Raw genomic sequence first — 14,527 nt, 5'->3', positions numbered from 1 at the left:
GGCCTTTCCGTCCCCGGGGACCCGCCCGTCAGTCCTCCGGCTTCACCGCCAGCACCGGCTTGGGGCACGTGAGCAGGATCCGCTGCGCGGTGCTGCCCATCAACAGCTTGCCCACCGGAGTGCGGTGCCGGATGCCGATGACCAGGACGTCGGCGTCGGGCTTCTCCATCGCGGTGAGCAGAGCCTCGACCGGATCGGTGGTGGTGTCCTGCTCGACGGTGAAGGGCACGCCGGACGACTCGAGCGTGCTCTGCAACTGGTCCACCGCCGCGGAGTCGGCGAAGTGCGGGTCGGCCAGCGCATCGCCCTTCGAGGCGTTGACCACGGTCACCTCGGTGCCGTGCGCCTTCGCCTCGGCGATGCCGTGCTCGAGGGCGGCTCGGCCATACTTGTCCGGGGTGTAGCCGACGACGATCATGCGTTCTCCTTCTGAAGTTCCCGGTCCGCGGTGGCGGACACACGGGGTCGGACGAGACGGGCCAGCAACGGCGCGATCAACAGGACGGCGATGATCGCGTAGACCACCACGGCGATGGGCTCGGTGAAGATGCCGCTCCAGTCGCCTTCGTTGAGTTGCAGCGTCTGGCGGAGCTGACGTTCGATGCGCGGTCCGAGGATCACACCGATGATCAGCGGGAGCACGGGGAGTCCGAAGCGCCGCATCATCAGCCCCAACAGGCCGAAGATCAACAGCATCGCCAGGTCGAGCCACTGCAGGTTGACGGCGTACGCACCCAGGACGGCGAAGAACAGAATGCCGGCGTACAGGTACGGACGCGGAGTACGCAGGAGCTTGGCCCACACCGGCGCGAGCGGCAGGTTCAGCACGAGCAGCAGGAAGTTGCCGATGAAGAGGCTGGCGATGAGCGTCCAGATCAGCAGCGGTTCCTTGTCGAACAGCGTAGGGCCGGGCTGGATGCCGTAGGAGACGAACGCTGTGAGCATGACCGCGGCGGTGGCATTGGTGGGCAGGCCCAGTGAGAGCATCGGGACCAGGGTGCCGGCCGCGGACGCGTTGTTGGCGGCCTCGGGTCCGGCGACGCCCTCGATGGCGCCCTTGCCGAATTCCTCGGGATGCTTCGACAGCTTCTTCTCGGTGATGTAGCTCAGAAATGTCGGTAGTTCGGCGCCGCCGGCGGGAAGAGCACCGAACGGGAAGCCGTAGGCGGTTCCGCGCAGCCAGGGCTTCCACGACCGCTTCCAGTCGCTTCTACCCATCCATGGACGCCCGACGGGAATGACCTCGGCCGGCTTGCGACGCAGGTGCGCGGCGACCCAGAGAGCCTCGCCGAGGGCGAACACGGCGACGGCGATCACGACGATGTCGATGCCGTCCGACAGCTGCGGGATACCGAATGTGGCACGCGGCTGGCCGGTCAGGAAGTCGATGCCGACCAGTCCGATGGACAGTCCGAGCAGCAGCGAGATGCACCCGCGGAGCTTGGACGAGCCGAGGACCGCGGTCACGGCGACGAGGGCCAGCAGCATGATGGCCAGATAGGACGGCGCACCCAGGGATACGGCGAACCGAGAGACCATCGGGGCGAAGAGCACCAGCAGCATCGTGCCGATCGAGCCGGCGATGAACGACCCGATGGCAGCGGTCGCGAGCGCTTGTGCAGCTCGACCCGCTCTCGCCATCTTGTTGCCCTCGATGGCCGTGATCACCGACGACGACTCACCCGGCGTGTTGAGCAGGATCGAGGTCGTCGAACCGCCGTACATACCGCCGTAGTAGATGCCGGCGAACATGATGAACGCCGCACTGGGACTGACGTTGTAGGTGATGGGGAGCAGCAGCGCGACCGTCATGGCCGGGCCGATTCCGGGGAGCACTCCCACGGCGGTGCCGAGAAGCACACCGATGCAGGCGTAGAGCAGGTTCATCGGCGTCGCAGCCTGGGAGAACCCCTCCATGAGCCAGTTCAGATTGTCCATCAGAGAATTCCGTCCAGGATGCCTGCGGACAGCGGGATCCCGAGTCCGACGTAGAACGCGTAGAAGCTGACGAGCGAGAGCACCAGACCGATCCCGAGATTGCGGATCCAATGCCTGTTGCCCAGGATCGTCGCGGCGCCGCCGAACAGCACGGCGCCCATGATCACCCAGCCGAGAACGTCGACCAGTGCGATCGTGGCGACGAACAGGGCAACCAGCAGTCCCACCGTCTTCCAGTCGGCCGGCGTGGACGTGTCGATGTCCTCACCGTCGTCGGGGGTGCCCTTGCTGCCGCGCGCGGTGGCGATGGCCAGCAGCACGGAGCACACCAGCAGGCCGGCGCCGATGACGAGCGGGAACAGCTTGGGGCCCACCGGGTCCACCTTCGCGAACTCGGCCGTCAGGGACAGGGCGTCGACGATCAGGAAGATCCCCACCACCAGCATGACCGCGCAGACGACGAACTGCGCCCAGTCCGGACGGTTCTGCGCAGCCGCGTCGTCCGGTCGTTCCACCGTGGCCGTCACACCAGCCCCAGTTCGGTCAGAGTCGACTCGACCCGTTCGTCCTGCTCGCGCAGGAACTGCTCGAAGCCCGGTCCCGTCTCGAAAGCGTCGGTCCAGCCGTTGGTCATCAGTGCGTCCTTCCATTCCGTCGTGGCGTGCAGCTCTGTCAGCGCCTCGACCATCTCGGCGCGGACCTCGTCGGAGAGTCCGGGCGGCGCGAGAATGCCGCGCCAGTTGGTGAATTCGAGATCGATGCCGGCCTCGCGCAGCGTGGGGGCGTCGACCCCGCGAACGCGCTCCGCTCCCGAGACGGCGAGAACCCGGACCTGGCCCGCCTCGATCTGGTCGACGTACTCCCCCAGACCCGACGTGCCCGCGGTGATCTTGTTGCCCAGCAACGCCGTCAGCAGATCGCCGCCGCCGTCGTAGGAGATGTAGTTGACCGCGGTGGGATCGACGCCCACCGCCTGCGCGGTCTCCATCGGGAACAGGTGGTCCGGGCCGCCAGGCGACGAGCCGCCACCGATCGTCACCGACCCCGGATTCGCGCGCCACGCTTCCACCAGCTCGTTCACCGTGGTGAACGGCGAATCGGCGGGTACCAGGATGCCCTCCTGCTCTTCGACCACCTTGGCCAGCGGAGTCGCGTCGGACACTCGGGCAGCGGACCCGTTCGTGTATCCCGCGCCGACCACACCCAGGCCCATCATCATCATGAGGTCGTCGTTACCCGACTCGTTCATCAGACGGGCCATGGCGACAGTGCCACCGGCGCCGATGACGTTGAACACCTCGACACGACCGGTGATGTCGTCGTCCTCCATGATCTTCACGGCCGTGCGCGCCGTCAGGTCGTATCCGCCGCCGGGGCTGTTGGGCACCATCATGCGGATGCGGTGCAGCCCTTCGCCCTCGTCGCCCCGCGTGACGCCGCACCCCGCCAGCAGGAGTACGAGCGCCAGAACGGCTGTCAGCCTTCTCGGCATCGGTCCTCGATTCGTCTCGATCGTGATGTAAGACTGTGATCGAGAGCAATCATGGATGTTTCAGTGATTCAGGTCACCCATTCGTTACCAAGGAAAGTTGAGTTCTTTGTGGTCACGACGGTCGACCCGGACCGCCCTGGTCCGGCACGCGCGCGGCAGGTCGCTGGCCGGCCAGTTCCTCGTGTTGCAACTGGCCGTCGTCGCCGTGGTGTTGGGGGCCGTGGCCGCGATCTCGATTCATCAGTCGACCACCGAGTTCCGGGACATCCAGGGCGGGCGCATGCTGTCCGTCGCGGAGAGCCTGGCCTCCACCCCGATCGTGCGGGAGCAGCTGAACGCGCCGCTGGTGGAACAAGTGCTCGCGCCGGACGTCGACCGCGCGGTGTCTCTCTCCGGAGCCACCCTGGCCGAGATCGTCTCGACCGAAGGCGAGGTTCTGGTGTCCACCGATCCGACCCGCGTCGGATCCGCCGCAGAACTCGGTGACAGCGACGTCTTCGGCGGCCGCGGCTGGTACGGCGACGTCGACGTGGAGGGCCACCCTTCCATTGCCGGACACGTGCCGATCCTCGACACCGACGGTGGTGTGATCGCTGTGGTCACCGTGTCGGAGAACTATCCCTCGACGTGGATGCTGTTGTCCGACTCCGGTGCTCGCCTCCTGATCTATCTCGGAATAGGCGCCGGCGTCGGCGCCGCGGGATCGTGGCTGCTCTCCCGGCGCATCCGTCGCCACACTCTCGGGCTCGAGACCACCGAGATCGCGAGCCTTGCCGACCACCGAGAAGCGTTGCTGCACAGCATCCGTGAAGGCGTCATCGCCGTCGGCAACGACGGCCGGATCACGATGATCAACGACAGCGCGTGCGCCCTGCTGGATCTACAGCCGAGCGTCGTCGGGAGTCACGTCGCCGAGGTCGACATCGACGCCGGGATACGCGAGGTACTTCTGTCCGACGGTGACGTCGAGGACGTCGTCGTCACCACCTCGACGCGGGTCCTGGCCCTCAATCGCCGCAGTGCCACCAGTCGCCGTGCGGAGAACCGCGGGCAGCACATCGGCACCGTGACCACAATGCGTGACAGCACCGAACTCGCCTCGATGCAGAGCCAACTGACGTCGCACAAGAGTGTGACCGACACCCTGCGCGCCCAGACCCACGAATTCGCGAACCAGCTGCACACCATCTCCGGCTTGGCACAGCTGGGCAGCTACGACGACGTGACCCGGTTGGTGGGCACGCTCACCCGCCGCCGCGCGGAGATCAGCGATTCGATCACGGCGCACGTCCACGACCCGGCGGTGGCGGCACTGCTCATCGCGAAGACGTCGCTCGCCGCCGAGGCCGGGGTGCGGCTCGTGTTGGATCCGGAGTCGGATCTGGGTGCGCTCGATCCGGCGCTGTCGACGGACGTCATCACCGTCCTCGGCAACCTCGTGGACAACGCGCTCGACGTCTCCCGCGACCACGGCGATCGCTCCATCACCGTGCTCGTCCGTGACGATCCGGAACTGTGTGTCGAGGTCGTCGACTCCGGCCCCGGAGTTCCCCCGCAGATGCGCGAGTTGATCTTCTCGCGGGGCGTGACGTCCAAGACGGACGTTCCCGGCGGACGCGGCATCGGTCTCGCGCTCGTCCGCTTGGTCAGCGTGCAGCACGGCGGCACCGCGACCATCGAGGACGCAGATTCCGGCGGTGCCCGTTTCCGCGTCCGCATGCCGCTCGGTTAGGTTCTGCACATTCCCGACCCGACGAGAGAGGACGTACCCCGAGTGCCCACGGTGCTGGTGGTGGACGACGACTTCATGGTGGCGGACATCCACCGCCGCTTCGTCGACCACACACCTGGCTTCACGGCGGTCGGTGTCGCGCACTCCGCGGCGGCAGCCCGGACCAGCATCACGGAGTTGACCCCGGACCTCGTCCTTCTCGACGTGCACCTGCCCGACGTCTCGGGACTCGACGTGCTCCGTACCTTGCGGGCCGAGAAGAATCCCGTCGGCGTCATCATGATCACCGCCGCACGGGAACTCGACACCGTCGCGGATGCCTTGAGCGGCGGCGCCGCGGACTACCTGATCAAACCCTTCGAGTATCCGCAGCTGCGCGACAAGCTGGACGCCTTCGCCGCGCGCTTCGATGCCCTGTCCTCCGGGCAGGCTGATCAGTCACTCGTCGATTCGCTGTTCGGTGCCGCAGCGCGGCCGGACCAGTCGACCTCGGACGCCGCCCGGCTGCCCAAGGGTCTGTCGCCGGAGACCGGCGGCGTGGTACTCGGGCAGATGACCGGAGGAGCCGAGCTGTCGGCCACGGAATGCGCCGAAGCGGTCGGCATCTCGCGAGTCAGCGCGCGCCGGTACCTCGAACACTATCTGGCCTGCGGCGTGCTGGACGTCCGTCTGCAGTACGGCCGGGCGGGGCGCCCGGAACGCCGCTACCGAGCACGCTGACCATCGGAGCCGCCGGTCACCAGATCCGGCCGCGCAAGACCACCACGTCCGGCGCCGACAGCACGTCCGGCCCGGTTCGTGGGTCCGTGGAGTAGAACACCAGATCCGCGGGTGCGCCGTGCTCGATGCCCGCACGCCCGAGCCACCGCCGCGCCGTCCAACTGGCCGCACCCAGGGCGTCGGTCGGCGACAGGCCCACGCCCACCAGCGCCGCCACCTCGTCGGCCACCCGCCCGTGCTCGATGCTGCCGCCCGCGTCGGTGCCCGCGTAGATCGGGACTCCGGCGTCGTGCGCGCGCCCCACCGTGTCCGCCACTCGGGCGTGCAGGTCGCGCATGTGATCGGCGTAGCGCGGATAGCGGGTGGCCGAGTCGGCGATCGACGGAAAGGTCTCGATGTTGATGAGCGTGGGCACCAGTGCGGTTCCGTGCTCGACCATCATCTCGATGGTCTCGTCGGTCAGGCCGGTGCCGTGTTCGATGCAGTCGATGCCGGCACCGATCAGCCCGGGCAGCGCGTCCTCGCCGAAGACGTGCGCAGTGACCCGGGCGCCCTCGGCGTGGGCGGCGTCGATGGCCCGGCGCAGGACCCCGTCGTCCCACAAGGGTGCGAGGTCGCCGACCTCGCGGTCGATCCAGTCGCCGACCAGCTTGACCCACCCGTCGCCGAGGCGCGCCTGCTGAGCCACGGCCTCGGGCAGTTGCGACTCGTCCTCGAGATCGACGGCGAGGCCGGGAATGTAGCGCTTGGGCATCGCGATGTGCCGACCCGCACGGATGATGCGCGGCAGATCCTCGTGGTCGTCCAGAGCGCGGGTGTCGACGGGCGATCCCGCGTCACGCAGCAGCAGCGCACCCACCTCGCGCTCGGTGGTGGCCTGCGCGACGGTGCCGTCGTGATCCTCGTGCCCGCCGCCGTACGTGATACCGACATGGCAGTGCGCGTCGACGAGACCCGGAACGATCCAGCCGCCCCGCGCCACCGTGGTGGCACCGGGAACCGGATCCAGTGAGACGAGGCCGTCTCGCACCCAGACGTCCACCTCGTCGTGGCCGGGCAGCACGACGCCGCGCAGATGCAGACTCGGCGAGATGCGCACCGCGTGCTCCGCCCTACTTCTTGGGGAGCTTCAGCTGCGACAGGTCGATGCCCTCGAGGCCCGGCGGAAGCTGGTCGAGGCCCTTCGGCATCGAGGACAGATCGGGCATCCCCGCGGGCATTCCGCCCGGCATACCGGGGAAGCCTCCCCGCACGCCCTTCGGCGGTGTGGGTCCGCGACCGCCCTTCTTCCCCTTCTTGCCCTTCTTGTTGCTGCGCTGAACCTGCTTGCGCGCGCCGGGCATGCCCATGCGGCCGGCCATCGACGCCATCATCTTGCGGGCCTCGAAGAAGCGGTCGACGAGCTGGTTGACGTCGGAGACCTTCACACCGGAACCGTTGGCGATGCGCAGACGACGGGAGGCGTTGATCATCTTCGGATCGGCCCGCTCGGCGGGTGTCATACCGCGGATGATGGCCTGCACGCGGTCGAGCTGCTTGTCGTCCACCGACGCGAGGGCGTCCTTCATCTGACCGGCACCGGGCAGCATGCCGAGCAGGTTGCCGATCGGTCCCATCTTGCGGATCGCCATCATCTGCTCGAGGAAGTCCTCGAGCGTCAACTGGCCGGACCCGATCTTCGCGGCGGTGTCCTCCGCCTGCTTCGCGTCGAAGACGGTCTCGGCCTGCTCGATGAGGCTGAGCAGGTCGCCCATGCCGAGGATGCGGCTCGCCATGCGATCCGGGTGGAAGATCTCGAAGTCCTCGAGCTTCTCGCCCGTCGACGCGAACATGATCGGTCGACCGGTGACCTCGCGGACGCTCAGCGCGGCGCCACCGCGGGCGTCGCCGTCGAGCTTGGTCAGCACGACGCCGGTGAAGCCGACACCGTCCTGGAAGGCCTGCGCCGTGCTGACGGCGTCCTGGCCGATCATCGCGTCGAGCACGAACAGGATCTCGTCGGGGTTCGTCGCGTCGCGGATACCGGCGGCCTGGCCCATGAGCTCGGTGTCGATACCGAGACGGCCCGCGGTGTCGACGATGACGACGTCGTACTGCTTGGCCCTGGCCTCCGCGATACCGGCGCGAGCGACCTCCACCGGATCGGCCGCGGTCACGCCGAGGGCATTCTCGCCGCCGCCGATCGACGTGCCCGGATGCGGCGCGAAGACGGCGGCGCCCGCACGCTCGCCGACGATCTGGAGCTGACTCACCGCACCGGGGCGCTGGAGGTCGCAGGCCACGAGGAGCGGGGTGTGGTTCTGGTCCTTGAGCCACTTGGCGAGCTTGCCGGCGAGTGTCGTCTTACCGGAGCCCTGCAGACCGGCCAGCATGATGACGGTCGGCGGGTTCTTCGCGAACTCCACCCGCCGGGTCTCGCCACCGAGGATGCCGACGAGCTCGTCGTTGACGATCTTGACGACCTGCTGCGCGGGGTTGAGAGCAGCGGAGACCTCGGCGCCCTTCGCGCGCTCCTTGATCCGAGTGATGAAAGCGCGCACGACCGGCAGCGCGACGTCGGCGTCGAGCAGTGCCAGGCGGATCTCGCGGCACACCGCATCGATGTCGGCGCCCGAGAGCCGACCCTTGCCTCTCAGATCCTTGAGGCTTCCGGTCAATCTGTCGGACAGTGATTCGAACACCGATACTCCTGAACATCGCGAGAGAAGTGAAGACTCCGTCGACCAGACTAACGGTCGATCGACCCGGCGGTGGCCCGGCCCGACGCGTACCTCAGTCGTCCGACTCGGGCTCCTTCGGACGCAGGGCGGGGACGACGGCCAGCAGCGCGCGTTCGAGCTCCTCGCGCTGTGCCCGCGATCCGGCGCCGCCCTCCGACGCCCCGCTGGTGTCGACGCAGAACGCGTCCACCACCGAGGATCCGCGGGTGGTGACCTTGGCCCAGCGCACGTCGGCACCGTGCTTCTCGAAGACGGACGAGAGCCGGCACAGCAGCCCGAGCCGATCCTCGGCGCGGACCTCCACGATCACGGAGTCGCCGTCCGGACCGTCGAACCACAGCACCCGCGGCGGCGCCTGCGCGTACAGCAGCACCTCCGACGAGTCGAGCGTTCCGAGTTCGCCGTCCGAGGCGGCGATCCGTGCCCCGGCCTCCTTGAGGTCGAGTTGCGCGAGCAGGTCGAGGTCCCCGTCGAGTGCCCGGATGAGCTCCTGGCGCAGCAGGCCGGGCTGGGGCGGCGCCCCGAAGGTGGGCGTGACGACGAAGCGGTTGATCGCGAACCCGTTCGCGCTGACCACGGACGCGGACAGTACCCGCAGCGCGGCCAGAGCGAGCACGCCCGACGCGTTGGACAGCAGGCCGAGCCTGTCCGGCGCGGTCACCGTCACCTCGAACGTGTGCGGACTGTCCGACGGCTGCAGATCGACGTCGACTCCGCCCTCGGCGGCGCGGGCCGCGAGCGCCGCGTCGATCGGATCGGGCGTCGGCAGTGATTCACCGGCCATGATCATGCGGCAGCGCCGCACGAGCTCACCGATGAGCGAGGACTTCCAGTCCCCCCAGACACCGGGTCCCGTCGCGAGCGAGTCCGCCTCGGCCAGCGCGTGCAGGAGTTCGAGCAGGATCGGATCGCCGTCCAGCGCGTCGACCACCCGCTGCACCGTCGCGGGATCGTCCAGGTCGCGTCGGGTCGCGGTGTCCGGCAGGAGCAGATGGTGGCGCACCATCGCCTCGAGCAGCCGGACGTCCGACGGCCACAGACCGAGCCGCTTGCCCACCTGCGTGGCCAGATCCGCGCCGACGATGCTGTGGTCTCCCCCGCGGCCCTTGCCGATGTCGTGCAGCAGTGCCCCGAGGACCAGCAGGTCGGGCCTCGCGACCCGGGTGGTGAAACCGCTCGCGTGCGCGGCGGTCTCGACGAGATGGCGATCCACGGTCCAGGTGTGCACGGCGTCGCGCGGCGGCAGGTCGCGCACCGCCCCCCACTCGGGAAGCAGACGCCCCCACAGGCCCGTCCGGTCCAGAGCCTCGATCGCGTCGATGGCGCGGCGGCCGGATCCGAGGACCACCAGCAGGTCGTTCAGTGCCTCCTTCGGCCACGGCTCGCGCAGTTCCGGTGCACTGTCGGACAGCCGGCCCAGGGTCGACGCGGACATCGGCATCCCTGTCACCGCGGAGGCCGCTGCGACACGCATGATCAGTCCCGGATCCTTGTTGGGGCGGGCGTCCCGCGCCAGCACCACCTCGCCGGCGTGCTCGACGACCCCCTCGTCCAGGGGCCGACGCACCGGTGCCCGGCGGAGCCGCGAGAGTCCGCGTCGCGGTATGGCATTCCCGGCGGTACGCAGGCCCACGTCCGTCGAGTAGACGATGGTGCGCGCCGAATCACTCAGTACGCGTGCGAGATCGAACCGATCGCCGATACGGAGCGCGGCGGCGATCTCGTCCGCGTCCTGCGCTCGCAGCTGATCACGGGCACGGCCCGCCACCCGGTGCAGCTCGGTACGGACGTCGAGGATCCGTCGGTGAGCGAAATCCAGTCCACCGCCCGGTGATTCGGGCCCGAGGCCCGGCATCGCGTCGGTGAGCTGCGCGATGGAGAGCGCGTCGAGCAGCTGCACGTCGCGCAGTCCGCCGCGTCCACTCTTGAGATCGGGCTCGGCCCGGTGGGCGATCTCGCCGCTACGCCCCCAGCGAGTGCGGGTCAGCGCGTGTAATTCGTCGAACCGATCGCGGATCCCGATGCGCCACTGACGCCGTATCCCGTCGATCAACATCGAACTGAGTTCGGCGTCGCCCACGATGTGTCGGGCGTCGAGCAGACCGAGGGCCGCGGTCATGTCGTGGGCGGCGACGTCCAGAGCCTGCGGAACCGTGCGGACACTGTGATCGAGCTTGATGTGCGCGTCCCACAGCGGGTACCAGAGTTGGTCGGCCACACCGCTGACGAGCGCGGGATCGAGATCGTCGTGCAACAGCACCAGGTCCAGGTCCGAGTACGGCAGCATCTCGCGGCGACCCAACCCGCCGACGGCGACGATGGCGAATCCGCTGTCCGGCTTGATACCCACCTCGGAACCCTTGGTGGTCAGCCAGAACTCGTGCAGATCGACGAGCGCCTGGCGCAGCGCCGTCGCGTCCAGTCGTCGATTCCGGCCCTGGCCCGCGAGCAGTTGCTCGCGCGCTCGGACGAGATCCGCCGCTGCTTCGGAACCTCCCACGGGGCTCACTCCTTCTGGTGTCGTGTCGCCGAGAAACAGATCGGCCGCGGATCCGCCCCGTCGAACGAGGCGGATCCGCGGCCGGACCGACGGGAACTACAGAGCGTCGGAGCCACGCTCGCCGGTGCGCACGCGCACGACGGCCTCCACGGGCGAGACCCAGACCTTGCCGTCACCGATCTTGCCGGTACGGGCTGCCTCGACGATCACCTCGACGACCTTGTCCACGGCCGCATCGTCCACGACGACCTCGACGCGAACCTTGGGAACGAAGTCCACGGAGTACTCGGCACCGCGGTAGACCTCGGTGTGGCCCTTCTGTCGGCCGTACCCCTGTACCTCGCTCACGGTCATACCGAGAACGCCTGCCTGCTCGAGAGCCGTCTTGACGTCCTCGAGAGTGAACGGCTTGACGATTGCAGTGATCAACTTCATGTCTCACGCCTCCTTGCTGGGAACGCGTCCCAGTGTTGACCCACCGAGTGCCGCAAAGTCGTAGGCGGTCTCGGCATGTTCCGATTCGTCGGCTCCCATGGATTCACCATCGTCGTCGATCCGGAGGCCCACGGTGTACTTGACGATGAGCGCGACGATGGTCGTACCCACCAGAGAGTAGAGCAGCACCGCACCGGCACCGACTGCCTGACGCCACAGCTGGTCGAATCCGCCGCCGTAGAACAGCCCCTCGACACCGGCCGGCGCCTCGGAGGTGGCGACCAGTCCGACGAGCAGCGTGCCCACCAGACCGCCGACGAGGTGGACGCCGACGACGTCGAGCGAGTCGTCGAAACCGAACTTGAACTTCAGGCCGACGGCCAGTGCGCAGAGCACACCGGCGACGACGCCGATGACGAGTGCACCGAGGATGTTGACCGAGGAGCAGGCCGGGGTGATGGCCACGAGTCCGGCGACGATGCCCGACGCACCACCGAGACTCGTCGCGTGCCCGTCACGGATGCGCTCCGTGAGGAGCCAGGCCAGCATGGCTGCGGCCGTGGCCGCGATGGTGGTGACGAAGGTGGCACCGGCGATGCCGTTGGAGCCGACGGCGGAACCGGCGTTGAAGCCGAACCAACCGAACCAGAGGAGGCCGGCACCCAGCATGACGAACGGCAGGTTGTGGGGGCGGAACGGAGTGCCCGGCCATCCCTTGCGCTTGCCCAGGATGACGGCGAGCACCAGACCCGCGGCACCCGCGTTGATGTGGACGGCGGTACCGCCGGCGAAGTCGACCGCCGCGAGCTTGTTGGCGATCCAGCCACCGGTCGTGGTGGTGACCTCGTCGAAGGAGAAGACCCAGTGCGCGACCGGGAAGTAGACGAGGGTCGCCCACAGTCCGGCGAACAGCAGCCACGGTCCGAAGCGCATGCGGTCCGCGACAGCGCCGGAGATCAGCGCGACCGTCAGGATCGCGAACATGGCCTGGAAGGAGACGAACACGGTCGCGGGAATGGTGCCGACGAGCGGGATCGCGGCATCGGTGAGCACACCGGCCTCGTCCTCGGAGGCGAGGTACGTTCCGCCGATCAGGCCCTTGAGCCCGAAGTACTGGAACGGGTCACCGATCAGGTTGCCCTTGTCCTCGCCGAAGGTGACCGAGTAGCCGTACAGCACCCAGAGAACGCCGACGACGCCCATCGCGCTGATGCTCATCATGATCATGTTCAGCACGCTCTTCGCGCGGACCATGCCGCCGTAGAAGAACGCAAGACCCGGAACCATGAGCAACACGAATGCCGCGCTTGTCAGCATCCATGCGGTGTCACCGGTGTCGGGCGCACCGATAGTGGGAAAATCCACCTTGAGCCTCCTCCTTCTTCCTCGCCCCAGCCGATGGCGGCTGACGACCTGAGGAGAAGGGTGCTCACTCGACGTTTCGGCGACGACACTGCGGTGTTTCGTCGGTGTGAACGCACAGCCGAATCATGTTGCGACCGTGTTGCGTCTCGGTCTTTTCACCCGATTCGGCCGCCGAGGACTCGACGAGAGTCGAATTCTCGGCGGCCCGAGCGGAGCTCGCGGTCAGCCGAGAAGAGCGTCGACGAACGCGCCGGGCTCGAACGGAGCGAGGTCGTCGGCGCCCTCACCGAGGCCCACGAGCTTCACCGGGACACCGAGTTCACGCTGCACCTGGAACACGATGCCGCCCTTGGCGGTGCCGTCCAGCTTGGTCAGCACGACGCCGGTGATGTCGACGACCTGAGCGAAGACCCGGGCCTGCGCGAGACCGTTCTGACCGATGGTCGCGTCGAGCACGAGCAGGACGTCGTCGACAGGCGCCTTCTTCTCGATGACGCGCTTGACCTTGCCCAGCTCGTCCATCAGTCCGGTCTTGGTGTGCAGTCGGCCCGCCGTGTCGATGAGCACGGCATCGACTCCGTCGGCGATCCCGCGCGTCACGGCGTCGAACGCGACGGCGGCCGGATCGGCGCCCTCCTTGCCGCGCACCACCTCGGCGCCCACGCGCTCGGCCCACGTCTGCAGCTGGTCGGCCGCCGCGGCGCGGAAGGTGTCGGCCGCGCCCAGCACGACCCGACGACCGTCCGCCACCAGGACGCGGGCGAGCTTGCCGGTCGTCGTGGTCTTGCCGGTGCCGTTGACGCCGACGACGAGCAGGACCGACGGCCGGTCACCGTGCGGCAGCGCACGGATCGAGCGGTCGAACGACGGGGTGAGCTGCTCGATCAGCACCTCTCGCAGCAGGGCGCGGGCCTCGGGCTCCGTCCGCACGTTGCGCACGGCCATCTGTTCACGCAGCGTCGCGACGATCTCGGCGGTCGCCGCACTCCCCAGGTCGGCGACGAGGAGGGTGTCCTCGACCTCCTCCCACGAGTCCTCGTCGAGGTCGCCGCCACCGAGCAGTCCGAGCAACGACCGGCCCACGGCGTTCTGCGATCGAGACAGTCGACCGCGCAGTTTGGTGAGGCGGCCCGACGTGGGCTCGATCTCGTCGAGCACCGGAGCGGAGCTCGCCGGTTCTGCGGGCGTCTCCTCCTCCACCGGAGGGACGACCACGGGCGGGGTCTCGACAGGCGGTGCCTCCGTGGCCGGAGCGGGCTCGTCGAGCACCGGGTCCGGCAGCGAGATGTCGGTGATGCCCCGCTTGGGTGCGTCGCGAGGAACCGACGCGTCGTCACCGACCCGCGGCTGATCGTCGGTGTCGGTGCGCTCGAGGGTGGGTTCGGGGATCGGTTTCCGGGGCGCCGGCGTGGGCGGAGCCGCCGTGCCCTGCGAGAAGTCGAATCCGGTCCCGGCCTTGTAGCCACCCGATCGGTCGACCTCGCGGACCTGCTCGGTGGTGTCCGGACGGGCCAGGGAGATGCGGCGACGACGCTGTAACACCAACCCGACGACGAGAACGACGACGAGCAGTGCGAGGACGGCCGCCACGACGATCCACAGTTCGGTAGTCACGTCGACCATCC

At 68.5% G+C, this 14,527-nt stretch carries 12 protein-coding genes; 2 read left to right on the top strand and 10 right to left on the bottom strand.

The features are described 5' to 3' along the window. Positions 1–28: 28 nt before the first annotated feature. Genes BR07_RS0108165 through BR07_RS0108150 form a run of 4 tightly spaced genes read right to left on the bottom strand, consistent with a single transcriptional unit; the run spans position 29 to position 3,430 of the window. Entirely contained in the window at positions 29–418 is a 390-nt protein-coding gene (locus BR07_RS0108165; RefSeq protein ID WP_027505017.1) for a universal stress protein, read from the bottom strand. Further along, the gene (locus BR07_RS23835; protein ID WP_051613188.1) at positions 415–1,938 is read right to left on the bottom strand and encodes a tripartite tricarboxylate transporter permease; all 1,524 of its coding nucleotides are present in this window, start codon (positions 1,936–1,938) and stop codon (positions 415–417) included. Before BR07_RS23835 ends, BR07_RS0108165 begins: the two co-directional genes overlap by 4 nt. Beyond that, entirely contained in the window at positions 1,938–2,465 is a 528-nt protein-coding gene (locus BR07_RS0108155; protein WP_269320092.1) for a tripartite tricarboxylate transporter TctB family protein, read from the bottom strand. Before BR07_RS0108155 ends, BR07_RS23835 begins: the two co-directional genes overlap by 1 nt. Beyond that, a complete protein-coding gene (locus BR07_RS0108150) occupies positions 2,462–3,430 on the bottom strand; it encodes a Bug family tripartite tricarboxylate transporter substrate binding protein (RefSeq protein WP_027505015.1) in 969 nt (322 codons plus the stop codon). Before BR07_RS0108150 ends, BR07_RS0108155 begins: the two co-directional genes overlap by 4 nt. 106 nt (positions 3,431–3,536) lie before the next feature. Here BR07_RS0108150 and BR07_RS0108145 point away from each other — a divergent pair, with 106 nt between their 5' ends. Together BR07_RS0108145 and BR07_RS0108140 are read left to right on the top strand one after the other, a co-directional pair. Continuing rightward, entirely contained in the window at positions 3,537–5,162 is a 1,626-nt protein-coding gene (locus tag BR07_RS0108145; protein ID WP_197027765.1) for a sensor histidine kinase, read from the top strand. 42 nt (positions 5,163–5,204) lie between these two features. Next, a complete protein-coding gene (locus BR07_RS0108140; protein WP_027505013.1) occupies positions 5,205–5,882 on the top strand; it encodes a response regulator in 678 nt (225 codons plus the stop codon). A gap of 16 nt (positions 5,883–5,898) precedes the next feature. Here BR07_RS0108140 and BR07_RS0108135 read toward each other — a convergent pair whose 3' ends face one another. The 6 genes from BR07_RS0108135 to ftsY form a co-directional block, all read right to left on the bottom strand. Further along, positions 5,899–6,963 carry an amidohydrolase family protein gene (locus BR07_RS0108135; protein ID WP_027505012.1) on the bottom strand — a complete coding sequence of 355 codons (1,065 nt, stop codon included), beginning with the start codon at positions 6,961–6,963 and terminating at the stop codon, positions 5,899–5,901. A gap of 31 nt (positions 6,964–6,994) precedes the next feature. Then, on the bottom strand, positions 6,995–8,563 hold the full coding sequence (gene ffh, locus BR07_RS0108130) for a signal recognition particle protein (protein ID WP_027505011.1): 1,569 nt from the start codon (positions 8,561–8,563) through the stop codon (positions 6,995–6,997). Positions 8,564–8,654: 91 nt separating this feature from the next. Continuing rightward, positions 8,655–11,141 carry a [protein-PII] uridylyltransferase gene (locus tag BR07_RS0108125; RefSeq protein ID WP_051613187.1) on the bottom strand — a complete coding sequence of 829 codons (2,487 nt, stop codon included), beginning with the start codon at positions 11,139–11,141 and terminating at the stop codon, positions 8,655–8,657. Between the two features lie 57 nt (positions 11,142–11,198). Beyond that, complete coding sequence (locus tag BR07_RS0108120) at positions 11,199–11,537, bottom strand: P-II family nitrogen regulator (protein ID WP_027505009.1); 339 nt, start codon at positions 11,535–11,537, stop codon at positions 11,199–11,201. A 3-nt stretch (positions 11,538–11,540) separates the two neighbouring features. Next, on the bottom strand, positions 11,541–12,902 hold the full coding sequence (locus tag BR07_RS0108115) for an ammonium transporter (RefSeq protein WP_027505008.1): 1,362 nt from the start codon (positions 12,900–12,902) through the stop codon (positions 11,541–11,543). Positions 12,903–13,124: 222 nt separating this feature from the next. Further along, entirely contained in the window at positions 13,125–14,525 is a 1,401-nt protein-coding gene (gene ftsY, locus BR07_RS0108110) for a signal recognition particle-docking protein FtsY (RefSeq protein WP_027505007.1), read from the bottom strand. Between the last annotated feature and the right edge of the window lie 2 nt (positions 14,526–14,527).

It is taken from the genome of Rhodococcus sp. UNC23MFCrub1.1 (genome assembly GCF_000686025.1).
GTDB lineage: Bacteria > Actinomycetota > Actinomycetes > Mycobacteriales > Mycobacteriaceae > Rhodococcoides.
This window is presented reverse-complemented; position numbering and strand designations above follow the sequence as displayed.

What these genes read in the sequence shown, in the direction of transcription:
- BR07_RS0108165 (WP_027505017.1), bottom strand. Translation starts at nt 418, where the DNA reads ATGATCGTCGTCGGCTACACCCCGGACAAGTATGGCCGAGCCGCCCTC.
- BR07_RS0108120 (WP_027505009.1), bottom strand. Translation starts at nt 11,537, where the DNA reads ATGAAGTTGATCACTGCAATCGTCAAGCCGTTCACTCTCGAGGACGTC.
- ftsY (WP_027505007.1), bottom strand. Translation starts at nt 14,525, where the DNA reads ATGGTCGACGTGACTACCGAACTGTGGATCGTCGTGGCGGCCGTCCTC.
- BR07_RS23835 (WP_051613188.1), bottom strand. Translation starts at nt 1,938, where the DNA reads ATGGACAATCTGAACTGGCTCATGGAGGGGTTCTCCCAGGCTGCGACG.
- BR07_RS0108150 (WP_027505015.1), bottom strand. Translation starts at nt 3,430, where the DNA reads ATGCCGAGAAGGCTGACAGCCGTTCTGGCGCTCGTACTCCTGCTGGCG.